The organism is Amazonocrinis nigriterrae CENA67, from assembly GCF_016056305.1.
Lineage (GTDB): Bacteria > Cyanobacteriota > Cyanobacteriia > Cyanobacteriales > Nostocaceae > Amazonocrinis > Amazonocrinis nigriterrae.
In genome coordinates, this window is sequence record NZ_JAECZC010000020.1 from 1 (window position 1) to 16,006 (window position 16,006).

Genomic DNA, 16,006 nt, shown 5'->3' on the forward strand with positions numbered 1-16,006 from the left:
GGTGGGGGGAGCAGGGGAGATGGGGAGATGGGGGGAATAACAACTGACAACTGACCGTAAATATAAAGAAATCTTAATGGCTGTATAGTTATAGAACTATTGATAGTTAAATAATTTTGTGAGAGAAAAATAAAAATAGCTGGGATCTGTATCGGCAGTGATACGTGCTGGATAGAGTGATGCAGATCCTCTCTAAACATAGAATAACAATCTTCTAACTCTGGCATTGACCAAGATTAGGGATTGGGAACTGGGGACTAGGTAATGGGGACTAGCAAAGAGTTGTCCCAATGCCCAATGACGCCACATGCTCCACTTGGTGAGGCAGTCGGAGTCTTGGCGGTTTCCGCCGATTCCGTTAGCGCAGCGTTAGCGACGCAGGAGCGTCACTGCCGAACCCGAAGGGGCAAAGCTCAATTCCCAATTCCCAATTCCCAATTCCCAATTATCAAGGAAGCAACAATGAGTAGCAATCTAGCCGTCAAACTGCGCTCTGGTACGCGACAAGCTCACACAGCGGCGGAAAATGTGGGATTCATGAAATGTTTTCTCAAAGGGCTTGTGGATAGGGAGTGTTTCGCCAAATTTTTAGGCAACTTGTATTACATCTACAGCGAACTAGAAGGAGCAATAGCGAGCCACCAAAACCATCCAGTGCTTGGTGCGGTTTATTTCCCAGAATTGAATCGCCAAGCCTTTCTAGAGAAAGATATGCTGTTCTATTACGGTAATGAGTGGAAAGGACAAATCACCCCTTCAAAAGCCGCCAAGACCTACATTGCTCGTATTCAGCAACTGTCTGCTAACGAACCTATTCTGTTGATAGGTCATACCTATACCCGCTACATGGGCGACCTCTCTGGCGGTCAGATGTTGCAAAAAATTGCTCAGTCAACCTTGAACTTATCTGGCTACGAAGGCACATCTTTTTATAATTTTGAGCAGATTCCTGACAAAAAAGCATTTAAAGAAAAGTATCGTCAGGCTCTAAACGCACTGCCCATCGATGATGTAATGGTAGATAGGATTGTTGCAGAAGCTAATAATGCCTTCGAGTTTAATATGCAAATGGCTCAAGAACTAGAAGGAAATTTAATCAAAGCCTTTGGTCAAGTATTGTTCAATAGCCTAACGCGTCCTGATAACCCTGGCAGCACTGAAGTTGCTGAGTGCTGAGTTAGGAGTTAGGAGTTAGGAGTTAGGAGTTAGGAGTTAAGAGTTAAGAGTTATTATTTTCTCCCCATCCCCCCATCTCCCCATTGCCCCCCAACCCCAGAGGGGGCCCCAAAGCCCCCCATCTCCCCATCTCCCCATCCCCCATCTCCTCATCCCCCCATCCCTATACATTTATTGGAAAGTAACCCAATGGTTTTTTTATCACCTGGTGTCAAATTTGATCTGGATATGATCAAAAAGTACGATACTCCAGCGCCCAGATACACCAGTTACCCACCCGCTACAGAGTTAAGTGAAGGATTTACCGCCACTGATTTTCAAGCCGCGATCGCTTCTTCAAACCAAAGAAAGACTCCGTTATCTTTGTATTTCCATATCCCGTTTTGTCAAACTGCTTGCTACTTCTGTGGCTGTAATACAGTAATTTCTAACAACAAGAAAATTGCTGAACCTTATGTGGATAATTTGGTTAGGGAAATCAAGAACACGTCAACCTTAATTGATTCAGATAGAAAGGTGCTTCAGATCCATTGGGGTGGCGGAACACCGAACTACTTGGAACGCCATCAAGTTGAATTATTGTGGAAAAATATTACTCAATATTTCACCATTGATCCACAAGCAGAAATTTCTATTGAAATTAATCCTCGTTATGTTGATAAAAACTACATTCTCTTCTTGAGGGATATTGGATTTAACCGCATTAGTTTTGGTATCCAAGATTTTAATTACCAAGTGCAAGCCGCTGTGAATCGTATCCAGCCAGAAGAAATGCTGTTTGATGTCATGGGCTGGATTAAAGCAGCTAAGTTTGAAAGTGTGAATGTAGACTTAATTTATGGTCTACCTTATCAAACTCTCCAGACATTTCGAGAAACAGTCAAAAAAACCATTGCACTAGACCCAGACCGAATTGTTGTCTTTAACTTTGCTTATATACCTTGGTTGAAGCCAGCACAAAAAAATATTCCTCAAGAAGCATTGCCTAAACCGCAGGAAAAGTTAGAAATTCTCAAAATGACCATTGAGGAATTGACGAGTAGCCAGTATGTATTTATTGGCATGGATCATTTTGCTAAATCTGATGATGAACTAGCGATCGCCCAACGCGATCGCACTCTACAACGCAACTTCCAAGGCTACACTACCCACGCTGAAACCGAATTGTTTGGCTTTGGTGCTACATCCATCAGTATGTTAAAGGATGCTTATTTTCAAAACCACAAGCAGTTAAAGGATTATTATCAAGCAGTTACTAAGGATATACTACCAATTAATAAAGGCATCAAATTGACGCCAGATGATATTATGAGACGAGATATAATTATGTCTATCATGTCTCACTTTCAGTTGTATAAACAAGATATTGAAGAGAAATATCACATCAATTTCGATGAATATTTCTCCCAGGAATTAGAAGCATTAAAGCCGCTAGAAGTTGATGGACTTGTGAGTATATCAAAAAGCCACATCCAAGTTATAGATATCGGCAGACTACTGGTGAGAAATATTGCTGTTGTTTTTGATACACATTATCAAAAACGAGACAAACAATATTCACGTACTATTTAAACAGGACTTACCCAGCTGATTTGTTAACTCAAATCTTACTCCTGCCTAATTTACCGCCAAGAAATTTATTTCTTGGCTCAAAGCTGAAGTAAGCTAAACCTTACTAAACATAAATTTCAGTCCGTTTTAACGGACTTGAGCTATAAGCCTTGAACTTAAGTTCAAGGCGTACTCAGGTTCAGGTGCAAGATCTGAACAGACATTAATTTCAGGAATCAATAAATGAGATGGTGTATTCATGCATTAAAAAAGAGTGAACTTCAAATAAAGCATGGATAAAATAATAACTGCCCTCGTCGGTACGATTGTGGGTAGCATAATATCTTGGTTTATCACTACTCATAAAAGCAAACTGCAAACTACCTTCGACTTACCGAGAATTTTGCAGTAGTAAATTATACAAACCCAGAATCATCACTAATAAACTTATTGAACATCATCCAAATTCCACGCTAGTTACTCTTAGGCAAGAATTTCCTGAAGAGGCTTTTCATTTGTTGCAATTAGCTAATTTCTATCAACGTTTGTATACAGCAATCAAGTACCGTCAAGTCAAAGCTACTCTGATTCCAGATTTATTTGGTGAAGTGTTTATCTGGTGGTATCTAGTTGGCTTTAAAGAACAGTTTCTGCTTTTTGAAAGTAATATTCATGCAAAAGACAGTATTATTGCTCTCTACAACTGGTTACATAGAAATCCCAAAATTTCAAAAGAGCGTAAAGAATGGGAATTATCTGCTTTGCAAGAGCGTCAACGACGAGTAGGTTTACAGCAAAGCTCTTAAAGCGATCGCCCCGATTCTGAGAGTCAAAAAGAGCGATCGCCTACAAAAAAGCCCAGTCATCTCATAACTGGGCTTTTAGCTATCTCAATCAATTATTGGAGGATTCGTAGTTTCACACTAAGCAGTAGGTTGTTCCAAATTAACCTTGACAACTTTGTTCTTTTCTTGCTCAGACTTGGGTAGTGTCAAATTCAAGATACCGTCTTTATAATCTGCGGTGACATTGGTATTTTGAATCCGAGCAGATAGAGGAATTACACGCTGGAATTTACCATAGTAAAATTCGCTCTTAATAGTGCCATTGTTTTCAGTTTTAGTTTCAGACTTGCGCTCACCGCTAATGTAAACGGCATTTTCTGTAACTTGAATATCGAGGTCTTTAGCGTCGATTCCTGGCAGTTCTAGCCTCAGATGCAGAGTATCGCCAGTTTCGTGTAACTCAGCAGCCGGAACTTTGATCAAGTCTCTGTCCAACAGAGTAGATGGTACTATGGTATCTTCAAATAAACTGTTGATTTGACGTTGTAGGGTGTCAATTTCTCTCCAGGGATTCCAACGAACTAGTGCCATAACTCTGATTCCTTTAATTAATTTTTGTTTAATCGTTTTTGCACTTGTTTTAGTGCTTACATGTTCATAATATTCCTACCCCAAAATATGGCATATTCGGTTTTCTTCACCTCATAAAATGATGATTACCGCACTAAATTAGGCAGACAAAACGTTACGGGTTACTCGAATTTTGCAGTTCGGTAAACCAGAATAATCACTATTAATACTTACTTATTTTATTCCTCTACCTCTAAATACTCTGCCACTGCTGCTAAATCTTCCATTGCCCGATTCAGACGATTTAACAAAGCTTCGGCTACTTCCGGTTGAGTGCTGATGGTTTCTAGCTTTTCTCTGAGATGACGGTCTAGGGCTTCTATCCACAGAGACAATTCCGTGTGGCGAATTGCTGTGAGTAGTCCCATATTTCTTAAAACAGCCAAATGAAAGCCAAGCTGGTTTTGTCCACCGTAGCCTAGATATCCGTCCCACAGTTCTAACTTTTCTGGGGTAAATTCTATATACTGGTCAAAGGTAATACCCGCTTTTTCTAGTTGGGGTTCTGGCAGTGGAGGTTGAGAGTTAGTCATAGTGATGTTTGCAATCATTGATATCACCTTTGCTTACTACTCTAAACTAGTAGAGCGCATCTACATTCAGATACAAGTGGTGAGACTCGCACTTGATTGTTTAACGATGCACTGAAATTCGCTTACCTGGGTCTTGTTTTTTTACCCACGCCAAGAATTTTTGCATTTGCGGCTCATTGGTAAGCTTGTCTAATGTGTTGAGTTCTCTGGCAAGTAGCTTATTGTTAAACAACGCATGAATCTGGCGATGGCAGGCAGAACAGATATTTGCTGTTGGGCCTGGGTCTTGTTTTTTGCGTTTGGTATTTTGTCGCGGAACTAAGTGATGGATAGTTAAATGTTCCATCTCCCTTTGGCATAGTTCACATTGCTGTAGTTGGTTGTTAGACACGTGATTTTGCTAGAACCCTATTTTAATAGGATAGCTATCACTCAACACATTCTGCACGCGATCGCCCAGCATCCGCAGTAGTGGCTTCCCTATTATTTCAATAATCAAATATGGTCATATATTAATTTGAGAAGGTAGAAAACATCAAGAATTATCAGTGATTTGTCTTAGCCAAAATTGCAAATCACCTCAAGAATGAAAATACTGTTTTTTGAAATCAAATATTTTATCTACCTTTTGGCTTTAGTATTTCTCTCATCTGGTGGAAATGATTATGAATCAAGATTGCTAAGGTGGATACAGATGAGATTTATGAGGAAGTTATGAATATCATTGCTTGGATAATATTGGGATTGTTAGCTGGTGCGATCGCTAAAGCGATTTATCCAGGTTATCAAGGTGGTGGAATCCTTTCAACAATGATTTTAGGTATTGTCGGTGCTTTCATCGGTGGTAGCTTGTATTCACTATTGCAATACGGAACTTTGCAACTAACTGCGGCTAGTTTAACTCTTCCGGGTCTCTTTATTGCAGTAATTGGTGCAATTATTGCTATCTACCTCTGGGGACTGTTGAGAAGAAGCAGCAACGCTTAATTTAAATAAGTTGTAATAGATGTTAAAAACAAACCTTACATAGGGAATGCATCTACTTTTATAAGCCTGGAACAAGGTTCATCAATAGACATTATTCCTGTTGAGGTCAGTTTTATAGCTTACCAAAATATAGCTATCTATTAACAGGATTTGAATTTCTGTGGCAACACTGGACAAAATTATTAGGAAAGACAAAATCATCTATCCTCTTGTCCACAATTAATCTTTGAAGTTCATTGAAGTGACACTTTATGTTTTTCCACAAAAAAGAGCCAATTCATGTTGTAAACGTTGATGACGCCAACCCTCGTTTTGCTCAGTTACTGCTTGAGCAGTTTGGTGGAGCAACTGGAGAACTATCAGCAGCTCTACAATATTGGGTACAATCATTTCATGTCGAAAATGCTGGCATCCGAGATATGCTTCAAGACATTGCAATCGAGGAATTTAGCCATTTAGAGATGGTTGGTAAACTCATTGAAGCTCATACCAAGAATACAGATCAAACAGAGGCTTATAAAAGCACTTTATTCGCTGTACGAGGTATAGGCCCCCACTTTTTAGATAGTCAAGGTAACGCTTGGACTGCGGCTTACTTGAATGAAGGTGGAGATGTAGTACGCGATTTGAGAGCGAATATTGCAGCCGAAGCAGGCGCTCGCCAAACTTACGAAGAATTGATTAAATTGGCAACAGATCAAGGAACTAAAGAAACTTTGGTTCATCTCTTAACAAGAGAGATTTCTCATACCCAAATGTTTATGAAAGCTCTAGATTCTTTGGGTAAATTGACAGATCCTTTCTTTGGCAATATTCAGCCTGATGAAACTGTCGCTCTTTATTACAATCTATCTACAAATGGTAATAAAGATGAGCGTGGCCCTTGGAATTCTGAGCCAACATTCAAATATATTGCTAACCCACTTGAAAGTCATTCTTCATGAAATAAGCTAATGTGAGTCAAAATTGCAAATAATCTGGTTAAGATTGTCATTAGTCATTAGTCCTTTATCCTTTGTAATTACAAATGACTAATGACCTATGACAAAGAACAACTAGATGAAGTAGTTATGCAATTTAAATGTGTTTTAGCTGATCATTTGATGACACTGTAGGCATGTTGCCTTAAGGATAGATTTTTTTAGCACATTTAGAGAAATTTAATTAGTCAATTTGCTAGCTCTGAAAAAGTAGTTGTTGGCTAAGAAAAACTCATGTGCATAAATTATAAAGTTTTTGGGAATGAGGAATTGCACATGGGGAATGGAAAAAAAATTCCAATTCCCCATTTTCTATCCCTAAACTCTGCGGTTATCCATTTCTTTTCATGCAGAAGAAGATGAGTTTTTTTGAACGATTTTCCATTAATTATTTGTGATTAACCAAATTGACACAGGCAAATTGAAAAATCACAACTTAGATAGAGGAGACTAACTGGTGATTGTCAACGCAACACAAAAAGGTTGGGAAATCATTTATCACCGCGCTCATGCTTTGCTAGCTGCTCAATTGGCAGGACAATGGCGACGGCAAAATGCACCAGCACGTATTTATGAGACGATCGCGGCAATTTCCCATCATGATGATTTAGAGAAAGAATGGGAAGGGAATCATCTGACTGAAAAGGGAGCGCCACTAGATTTCACCTTAACTCCACCAGGTGTTGGGTCTATTAAACCATTGGCAGATTCCATAAAGAATGCTCGTTACCGGGGACGGTGGGTAACTTTATTAACTTCAATGCATACGAGTCGGTTGAATGAAGGAAAACGAGGTCAATCAAAAGAATTAGACGAATTTCTTGATGAACAACGGCAAAACCAGCAACGTTGGCGTAAGGAACTGGGTATCCCCAAGGAAGAAGTAGATGCAGCTTATGCATTTATGCAGTGGTGCGATCGCCTTTCACTCATCCTCTGTATGCAGGAACTACCAGCCGATGAACGGTTTTTAGAAATTAGTAAGGGCCCAGACGAGCAACGCTATGATATAAAGCAGTTTGCAGATGGCTTAGTTACTGTCAAACCTTGGCCGTTTGAAAATGATCGCTTTACTGTCAATGTCGAAGCCTGTGATCTAGAACAGCTAAAATTTGAGAACAACGACGAACTAACCGAAGCACTTCAAAAAGCTCCAATTAAGGTACTGGAGTGGACTTTTGTCAAAAGTTAGATATGTAGCAAAGTGCTGAGTGCTAACTATTGACTATTGACTGGTAAGCCAATTAAAAAGCGCCTGGAAGTGTTGCCTTGTTTCCACTTCAGACGCTTTCTACTTTTAACCCTACTCCTCACACAATTAGAGAATATACTCGTTTTCTTGAATATTGAGTATATTATGTGACAGTTTACCAACTGGACAATTTTTGTACCTAAATTAAAAAGCGCCTGGGAGTGTTGCCGTGTTTCCACCCCAGACGCTTTTTATTTTCAACTTGCTCCTCACACACAACAGTATATTATCACCTCTTTCATAAAATGGCAAATATTTTAGATAAAGTTTTGTAAATTACCAATTTCTGCACGCAAATTAAAAAGCGCCTGGGAGTGTTGCCGTGTTTCCACCCCAGACGCTTTTTATTTTTAACTTGCTCCTCACACACAACTGAAGAATATCACTTATTGTCTTCTACAGTAAGTAGTATGAGTGACACTTTATGAACTGCACCATCTTATACTCTTTTACTATGCTGATACTAGTAGGCAGCAGGGGTGCAGGGGTGCAGGGGTGAAAGAATTTGTACCAGTAATTAAGTGAAATGGCATCAGGTACAGTTATCAGTCATCAGCCATCAGCCTAGTGTAAAAAGTGACGTACACCCGTTAACAACATCACTAAACCCAGTTCATTAGCAGTTTTGATGACTGTTTGATCCCGTACACTACCTCCTGGTTGAACAATGGCTGTAATTCCTGCTGCTGCTGCTGCTTTGACTGAATCATCAAAGGGGAAAAATCCATCGCTGGCTAGAATTGCACCTTTGGCTTTTTCTCCAGCTTGTTCTAAAGCGATTTTAACTGAGCCGACCCGATTCATTTGCCCAGCACCTACACCTAGCGTAGTGCGATCGCTTGTCACTACGATCGCATTTGATTTCACATGTTTGCAAACTTTCCAGGCAAACAGTAATTCTGCTAACTCTTCTGGAGTGGGTTGACGTTCGGTGGCGACTTGCCATTGACTAGTGTCAGCGATCATATCATCACTAGCTTGGACAAGGAAACCGCCTGCGATCGCTTTGACTGTTTCTTTGGGGCCACTGCTCAAATCTGGTAAAGTCAAAACTCGCACGTTGGATTTTTTGGCAAGAATTTCTTGCGCTGCTGCATCACAACTTGGTGCAACCACACATTCTAAAAATGTTTTGGTTAACTCGCTAGCGGTAGCAGCATCAATCTCACGGTTGAGGGCAACAATACCACCAAAGGCGGAAGTCGAATCTGCATTGAAAGCTTTTTGATAAGCTTCTACAATAGTGTTGCCTAGTGCTGTACCGCAAGGATTTGTGTGTTTGATAATTGTGGCTGCGGGGGTATCAGTGAACTCAGAAATTATGCGGCGTGCAGCTTCTAAATCAACTAAGTTATTGTAACTAAGTTCTTTGCCTTGGAGTTTGGTTGCAGCTGCCCATCCTGTGGGGGTAGTACCAGTTTGATACCAGGCGGCGGGTTGATGAGGGTTTTCACCGTAGCGCAGAGATTGCAATTGTCTGCCGCTCAGGTTGTAGTTTTGTGTGCCTGCGAGGTAGGATGCGATCGCTTGGTCGTAACTAGAAGTATGCAAAAATCCTTTTAAAGCAGCTTTCTGGCGAAACTCTAAAGACGCTTCGCCGTTGTTTTGCCGCAATTCTTGCAAATACTCGTCATACTGAGCCGGATCGCATAATACTGTCAAATGTGCGAAATTTTTCGATGCAGCGCGTAGCATAGCAGGGCCGCCGATATCAATTTGTTCAACGGCTTGGGCTAATGTCACCCCTGGTTTAGCAATAGTTTCCTCAAAAGGATAAAGATTTACTACCACCAAATCAATCGGGCGAATTTGGTTATTTTCTAAATCTGTGATATCTTGCGGGACATCTCGCCTTGCCAAAATTCCGCCATGAATGCGGGGATGTAGCGTTTTGACTCGTCCACCTAAAATTTCTGGTGAACCTGTGTAATCTGCAACTTTGGTGACAGGTAAACCCGCATCTTTAAGGGCTTGGGCTGTTCCCCCACTGCTGATTAAATCAAAGTCAAATTCTTCAACCAAGCTACGGGCTAAGTCAATTAAATTAGTTTTATTAGATACACTCAGCAGTGCTAGACGCGCCATGACTCAATTCCTCAAATTTAGGCTAGAAGCGAAGGATCTCAAGTTTTGCATAAGCTTTGGTTCACTTCAAGACCATGAGGAATAATTATCTGGTTATCACTTTTCTCTATTAAGACTGCTAGAGATGGCAGGTATAGGACTCACATTTAATTTTTGAAATCTTATACGTAAGGTGCGTTACGCTGCGCGATAACACACCCTACAGATACTATTAATACTCTTACAGGTGGCAGATATTGTGCCAAGTCAACATCTATTGTTCCTCTTCTTCTTCATATTCCATCATATCTAATTCACTTATATGATTAATATATTCTTCATGATAGTCTCGCTGCTCTAGGAGCCTGTCTACTCCATCAAGATTAATTTTTTGTAGTAAATCTCTTGCTAATTTCATACCTGTTTTATTCATTATCAGAGTTTTTCTACTGTTTGATAGTTCTAATAATCCTTCCGCTACTAAAGCATTGATTATCTCAAAATCAAATCCATTCCAAAAGCTAATGCCAGTAAAATTTTCTTTAGACTCTTGATGAGTTTTAAGGTAGCAATTGTGTTGATCTCCACCCGACAGGTATATAATCATTAGATATAAAGGTTTCATTACTGTGTAATGTTCCAGAAAAATTAAGAATTTTTCTTGTTGCATTTCAAAGTTATCTGCAAGATTACAAGCTTGACTGTATGCGTCTCCTTGAGTATTATAAAACCAAACAGTTTGTAGTAATTCTTTATCTTTAGTACACTCTGCTAGAAATTTTTTGCTAAATGTTGTATTTGATTCTGGAAGTTGAAAGACAGTGATTTTCCATCCTTTTCTGTTTTTACTGAATATTTCCTTTTTGCTTGCCAGTAATCTTTGCTCTTCTGCTTGCTCTTTAGCTTTCTTCTCTAACAACAGTCGTTCACGTTCAGCTTTTTCTCTAGCCTGTTTGCTTTCATAAGCATCATCAGGAATATTTAGCTGTTTATTAACCTCTGCCCAGAATTCACTATCTTTCGCATATAGTCTTTTTTAGTCAAGCTATCAATAAATTCTTGACCACAGAGGTGAATAGCATTTTTTTTCAATGCTGGGGAGTCAGTGAATGCTTCAAAATTTTCCTTATGCATTTTGCTTTTTTAAAAAATAAAATTTACATGAAAGTAAATTATAAATTAATATTTTTATTTAATGAATTTTAATTAAATTTTGACTAGATACAGGACTTCTATTTGATTCAAAAAAATTCAGTACAACTCAACAAGGGTTCTTTCCTATTCCCTACTCCCTACTCCCTACTCCCTGCCTACGCAAGTAAGTTCAAAAATCAAAGCACACTGCTATATTTTCCCAAGTATACACAATCATCCTGACAGCGATAATATTTACTAAAAGAGTTAGATTTTTAGGAGTAAGCCTCTGTCTTTGCAATTCATTACCTTCCCCCCCTCAACTTCTCAACCTCCCGTCGGACTAATAGTCACTTTACACGGTTGGGGAGCTAATGCTGAGGATGTCGCATCTTTATTACCTTTTTTCAGATTGCCTGAATATCAGTTTATATTTCCGAATGCACCTTATCCTTATCCCTATTCGGCTATAGGGAGGGCGTGGTACGACTTGAGGACGGAAAATATGTTTGAAGGTTTGGCAGAAAGTCGGCAACAGTTAATAGATTGGTTGCAATCTTTGGAAGGTTCTACTGGTGTGCCATTATCACGCACAATTTTAAGTGGCTTTTCTCAAGGTGGAGCTATGACTTTGGATGTAGGGTTAATGTTGCCCCTAGCAGGTTTAGTTGTGATGAGTGGATATTTGCATCCAGATGTGGAAACGACAGCTAAAAGTACTTTGCCACCGACTTTGATTATGCATGGTACTAAGGATGAAGTTGTGCCGCTGCAAGCTGCCATCAAAGCACGCGACACTATAAAATCTTTAGGTGTTGCGACGGAATACCATGAATTTGATATGGGACATGAAATTAGTCCACAAATGTTAGAGGTGCTACGAAATTTTGTTGTGAATGCAATTGGTTAGTCACAGTTGCAACTTTTTTTTAAATTCAGGTAAAAATCCTAAAAATTTTTACGAAATTCATGCCCTCTAGTGAGTAATATAGATTGGGTGGCTGCGTCAAGCGCAACTCAATCCATGCTGGGTGCGAATGCTGCATAAGGGAGGGGCAAGCATTATGAAAACTCTAAGCATTTCCAAAAAAGAAATTGCTGCCATGACACCAACAGAGGTGGAAGAGCTGGCGAATCGTTTGGAACTCGATAATTACAGCAATGCTTTTGAGGGTTTAAATGATTGGCATCTATTGCGCGCGATCGCTTTTCAGCGTCCGGAGTTAGTTGAACCCTATGTGTACCTCTTAGATTTAGAACCCTACGACGAAGCATAAAGATTTTGGATTTTAAATTTGAGATTTTGGATTGTGGTTGACTGGCTAAAATTAGAGATTATCGGGGTTAATGTATCACTCGCTTGATCCAAAATTGCCAATGCAATCTCCCTTAAATCCAAAATCTCAAATCCCAAATCTAAAATTGCCAAGGGTTCTGATTGGCGTAGGCGGTGGTATCGCCGCCTACAAAGTTTGTGAGGTGGTTTCGACGTTGTTTAAAGCTGGGGTGGAAATTAGAGTTATTCTCACTCGTTCAGCGCAAGAGTTTATCACACCTCTGACTTTAGCCACCCTATCCCGTCACGCTGCATACACAGATGATCATTTCTGGCAACCAATTCACTCGCGTCCGCTGCATATTGAGTTGGGTGAATGGGCAGATATGATGCTAATCGCACCTTTAACTGCTAATACTTTAGCCAAGTTAGCCTACGGCATGGCTGACAATTTACTCACAAATACTGTACTGGCTTCCACTTGTCCGGTGCTGTTAGCGCCAGCCATGAACACAGATATGTGGGAACAACAGGCGGTGCAGCGAAATTGGCATCAACTATTGACAGATAGCCGATATCATGGTAATGGTACAGCATCGGGGTTGTTGGCGTGCGATCGCGTCGGTGCTGGAAGAATGGCAGAACCCCCTGAGATTATTTCTCACATCCAATCGCTGTTACACACTCAAGGTAAGCGAGATTTAGCTGGGAAGCGAGTGTTAATTAGTGCTGGGGGAACGCGAGAATATCTTGACCCAGTTCGGTTTATTGGCAATCCTTCCACGGGTAAAATGGGGTTGGCTTTAGCACAGGCTGCATTCCATCGAGGGGCAAGTGTGACTTTGGTACATGGGCCTGCCAGTTGGGATGTACCATTAGGAGTACAAGGAATTTCTATCATCAATGCAGAACAAATGCAGCAGGTAATGCTGGAATATTTACCTGATGCTGCTGTGATTGTCATGTCGGCGGCTGTGGCGGATGTTAAGCCCAGAGACTATAGTACAGAGAAATTAGCCAAGCGATCGCTCCCCCAAGCCTTACCCCTAGAACCTGTACCGGATATTGTCGCCCAATTAGGACAGCTGAAACAACCGCATCAATGTTTAATTGGGTTTGCAGCACAAACAGGAGATATTGTCACGCCAGCTAATGAAAAGTTGCAGAATAAGAAGTTGGATTTTATTGTTGCTAATCCCATCGATCAACCTGATAGTGGTTTTGGTAGTGACAACAATCAAGCAATATTTTTAGATTCGCATGGGCGTAAGGTAGAAATTGCACCTTGTTCTAAGTTGCAAATGGCGCATCATTTATTTGATTTTGTTGTTAGTGGAGAAATATAACAATCCTAGATGAGTTGTGAAGACCTCTTAGATAAATCTTTTTTGCCTCACGCAAAGACGCTAAGGTGCAAAGAAAAGAGCGCTAATAGCTACTTTTGCAAGAGGTTTATTGTTTGACAATTGCTTACAAAAAAACTCCCTCAGCAATTGTGAGGGAGGTTTGAGAAGGAGTATTTGAACTATGCAGGGTTGGGTTGGTATCTGCTTTGCAGTAGTTGGATAACCGCAGCTTTTTCTAAAATCCCGACTAGCACACCGTTATCACGAATTACAGGAAGTGCTGACAATTTTTGTTGTTCGAGTAGCTGCACTACTTCTAACAGCGGTTGAGTTGATTTGACTGTGGTAGATTGGGCAATAGGTCGCATAACTTCTTTAATTTGAGTTGATGACCACTGTGTTGTAGGAATGGTTCTTAAGTCATCAACTGCGATCGCACCTACCAATTGTCCATTATTATCTGTGACTAAGAATTTACGCCAGTCTTGGCTATTTAATATCCGCTCATCAGCAAATTCTCTCAGGCTGAGGTTTTCAGATACGATTGGGCTATTGACTGTTACAGCGTCTTCTGCTGTCAAACCTGTGAGTTGTTCTTGTACTCTCGCATATTGAGCTGCATTACCAGCATTTTGTAGCAAGAAGAAACCGACTAACAAGTTCCAAATATTAGCAAAGCTACCAAAGAACAGTAGGGGAAGTAAGCCAGAAGTAACAGCTACCCAGCCAAAGATTTGCCCAACTCGACTAGCGAAGGTTACACCTTTGTAAGGATTGCCTGTAATTTTCCAAACTAGGGCTTTGAGGATATTACCACCATCCAAGGGTAAACCAGGAATTAAGTTAAACAACGCTAGTGCCAAGTTTACAGAAGCTAGGACACCGAGAATTGCAGCCAATGGGCCGGATGCAGCAGTGGTAACACCAATGACTGTAATGATACCGCATAGTATCAGGCTAACCAAGGGGCCTGCGATCGCTACCCAAAAAGCCTCCGCTGGGGTTTCTGACTCTTTTTCTAAGCTTGCTAAACCACCAAATATAAATAGTGTGATTGATTTAACATCAATTCCCTGGCGAATTGCCACGAAACTGTGTCCTAATTCATGGGCGACGACAGAGGCAAACAACGACAACGCTGTGATTAATCCTAGTACCAATGCCAATCCCCCAGATAGTTGAGGAAATTGCACCGCTAGTCCGCTGCTATAACTCCAAGTCACCAAGCCCAGAACTAAAAACCATGACGGGTGGATATAGAAGGGAATTCCGAAGAGATTACCAACGCGAATTGTGCCATTCATGTCGTTCACCTTTGATTTCATCTGCGAGAGATTTGCTTTTGTTGCTCTCGATGTTTTTAGTGTAACGAAATGTTAAGCAATTTTAATCTTACTAACGGTCGTGGTGTCCGTCCGTGAAGGTACGGTTATTGGGAATATGTTGTAAAACATTGAGTTTGCATGTTAAGGCTGATGCGGGGATAAGGGGGATGAGGGGGATGAGGGGGATGAGATTGAGCATGAATTCAGGAACTTATACAAATATGCAAGTTTCTTGTATTCCTGATGGACATTCACTTGAACTGTAAGATTTAATCAAAATAATCTGAGCAGTCGGGATTGTGTGAGAAGGAAACTGATGAACAAAATTATACTTAGCTTGCTTTCTACGCCTGTGCTGATTAGCTCACTCCTCTCTATGGGAGCAATATTTAATCAAGCACAAGCGACAGAACCAAAAGCAAAAAGCACAGATAAACTATCCTGTGTACGTAATTATCATAAAGTTGGTTTTGTATGTGCTAGGGCTTCAGTATTAGCTCAAATTCCTAGCAATCAGACTGAGGTTGAGTTTTCTAACGATGATGTTCCCATGCTAGAGTTCAACGTCGAAGAAAGCGAAATGGCAGTCACCCTATTTAACTGTGACTGCCCGGCTTGTATAAATTCCTTACGACAGATGCGTAACATGGCCCCATTGGTTTATTAGAATCTACGCTGCAAACAACATCCACAACCAGGGAGATGCGGGGGGATGAGGGAGATGAGGGAGATGAGGGGGATGAGGGGGAAAATACTAACTCTTAACTCCTAACTCTTAACTCCTAACTCTTAACTCAGCACTCAGCACTCAGCACTTTGCTATAAACACTGGCGTGCAAAACAAAGACTTTTTGACTATTGACCGTTGACTAATGACTAATCACTAGAAAGTAATGATTCAATAGATTTAGTGAAGTATTGTGGAGAAACATAAATGTTTGCAGTGATAGCTTATATTGGCTTCTTG

At 40.5% G+C, this 16,006-nt stretch carries 17 protein-coding genes; 10 read left to right on the forward strand and 7 right to left on the reverse strand.

Annotated elements, in window-relative coordinates; translation table 11 throughout:
* A partial coding sequence (locus I8748_RS34590; protein ID WP_214662543.1) for a hypothetical protein occupies positions 1–227 on the reverse strand: 227 nt, incomplete at its 3' end.
* Between the two features lie 235 nt (positions 228–462).
* Between I8748_RS34590 and I8748_RS13030 the strand changes: the two genes are divergently transcribed.
* The 3 genes from I8748_RS13030 to I8748_RS13040 all read left to right on the forward strand — a co-directional run bounded on the left by I8748_RS13030 (position 463) and on the right by I8748_RS13040 (position 3,533).
* Positions 463–1,176, forward strand: a complete 714-nt coding sequence (locus I8748_RS13030) for a biliverdin-producing heme oxygenase (protein WP_198125007.1) — start codon at positions 463–465, stop codon at positions 1,174–1,176.
* A 189-nt stretch (positions 1,177–1,365) separates the two neighbouring features.
* The gene (hemN, locus tag I8748_RS13035; RefSeq protein WP_198125008.1) at positions 1,366–2,748 is read left to right on the forward strand and encodes an oxygen-independent coproporphyrinogen III oxidase; all 1,383 of its coding nucleotides are present in this window, start codon (positions 1,366–1,368) and stop codon (positions 2,746–2,748) included.
* Between the two features lie 494 nt (positions 2,749–3,242).
* On the forward strand, positions 3,243–3,533 hold the full coding sequence (locus I8748_RS13040) for a hypothetical protein (protein ID WP_198125009.1): 291 nt from the start codon (positions 3,243–3,245) through the stop codon (positions 3,531–3,533).
* A gap of 117 nt (positions 3,534–3,650) precedes the next feature.
* Here the strand turns inward: I8748_RS13040 and I8748_RS13045 are convergent, their stop codons facing one another.
* From I8748_RS13045 to I8748_RS13055, 3 genes are all read right to left on the reverse strand, one after another.
* Positions 3,651–4,103 (reverse strand): Hsp20/alpha crystallin family protein, encoded by a 453-nt coding sequence (locus I8748_RS13045; protein ID WP_198125010.1) that lies wholly within the window; start codon positions 4,101–4,103, stop codon positions 3,651–3,653.
* A 218-nt stretch (positions 4,104–4,321) separates the two neighbouring features.
* Positions 4,322–4,675, reverse strand: a complete 354-nt coding sequence (locus I8748_RS13050; protein WP_198125011.1) for a hypothetical protein — start codon at positions 4,673–4,675, stop codon at positions 4,322–4,324.
* Between the two features lie 100 nt (positions 4,676–4,775).
* The gene (locus I8748_RS13055; protein WP_318781219.1) at positions 4,776–5,066 is read right to left on the reverse strand and encodes an HNH endonuclease; all 291 of its coding nucleotides are present in this window, start codon (positions 5,064–5,066) and stop codon (positions 4,776–4,778) included.
* Between the two features lie 323 nt (positions 5,067–5,389).
* Between I8748_RS13055 and I8748_RS13060 the strand changes: the two genes are divergently transcribed.
* From I8748_RS13060 to I8748_RS13070, 3 genes are all read left to right on the forward strand, one after another.
* Positions 5,390–5,662 (forward strand): GlsB/YeaQ/YmgE family stress response membrane protein, encoded by a 273-nt coding sequence (locus I8748_RS13060; protein ID WP_096556269.1) that lies wholly within the window; start codon positions 5,390–5,392, stop codon positions 5,660–5,662.
* Between the two features lie 251 nt (positions 5,663–5,913).
* Entirely contained in the window at positions 5,914–6,606 is a 693-nt protein-coding gene (locus tag I8748_RS13065) for a manganese catalase family protein (RefSeq protein ID WP_198125012.1), read from the forward strand.
* Positions 6,607–7,099: 493 nt separating this feature from the next.
* Positions 7,100–7,834, forward strand: a complete 735-nt coding sequence (locus I8748_RS13070) for a DUF3891 family protein (protein ID WP_198125013.1) — start codon at positions 7,100–7,102, stop codon at positions 7,832–7,834.
* A gap of 624 nt (positions 7,835–8,458) precedes the next feature.
* On the opposite strand, the gene purH is transcribed toward I8748_RS13070, so the two are convergent.
* Together purH and I8748_RS13080 are read right to left on the reverse strand one after the other, a co-directional pair.
* Positions 8,459–9,979, reverse strand: a complete 1,521-nt coding sequence (gene purH / locus I8748_RS13075) for a bifunctional phosphoribosylaminoimidazolecarboxamide formyltransferase/IMP cyclohydrolase (protein ID WP_198125014.1) — start codon at positions 9,977–9,979, stop codon at positions 8,459–8,461.
* 253 nt (positions 9,980–10,232) lie between these two features.
* Positions 10,233–10,877, reverse strand: a complete 645-nt coding sequence (locus I8748_RS13080) for a DUF6429 family protein (RefSeq protein WP_198125015.1) — start codon at positions 10,875–10,877, stop codon at positions 10,233–10,235.
* Between the two features lie 504 nt (positions 10,878–11,381).
* Between I8748_RS13080 and I8748_RS13085 the strand changes: the two genes are divergently transcribed.
* The 3 genes from I8748_RS13085 to coaBC all read left to right on the forward strand — a co-directional run bounded on the left by I8748_RS13085 (position 11,382) and on the right by coaBC (position 13,714).
* Positions 11,382–12,002: an alpha/beta hydrolase gene (locus I8748_RS13085; protein ID WP_404800306.1), complete on the forward strand. Its 621-nt coding sequence runs from the start codon at positions 11,382–11,384 to the stop codon at positions 12,000–12,002.
* 154 nt (positions 12,003–12,156) lie between these two features.
* Positions 12,157–12,369: a protein IsiD gene (gene isiD / locus I8748_RS13090; protein ID WP_198125017.1), complete on the forward strand. Its 213-nt coding sequence runs from the start codon at positions 12,157–12,159 to the stop codon at positions 12,367–12,369.
* Between the two features lie 100 nt (positions 12,370–12,469).
* Positions 12,470–13,714, forward strand: coding sequence for a bifunctional phosphopantothenoylcysteine decarboxylase/phosphopantothenate--cysteine ligase CoaBC (gene coaBC, locus I8748_RS13095; protein WP_198125018.1), 1,245 nt, complete (start codon positions 12,470–12,472; stop codon positions 13,712–13,714).
* A 179-nt stretch (positions 13,715–13,893) separates the two neighbouring features.
* Here the strand turns inward: coaBC and I8748_RS13100 are convergent, their stop codons facing one another.
* Positions 13,894–15,018 (reverse strand): site-2 protease family protein, encoded by a 1,125-nt coding sequence (locus I8748_RS13100; RefSeq protein ID WP_198125061.1) that lies wholly within the window; start codon positions 15,016–15,018, stop codon positions 13,894–13,896.
* Between the two features lie 337 nt (positions 15,019–15,355).
* On the opposite strand from I8748_RS13100, the gene I8748_RS13105 reads away from it, so the two are divergent.
* A complete protein-coding gene (locus tag I8748_RS13105) occupies positions 15,356–15,706 on the forward strand; it encodes a hypothetical protein (RefSeq protein ID WP_198125019.1) in 351 nt (116 codons plus the stop codon).
* Positions 15,707–16,006 lie beyond the last annotated feature (300 nt).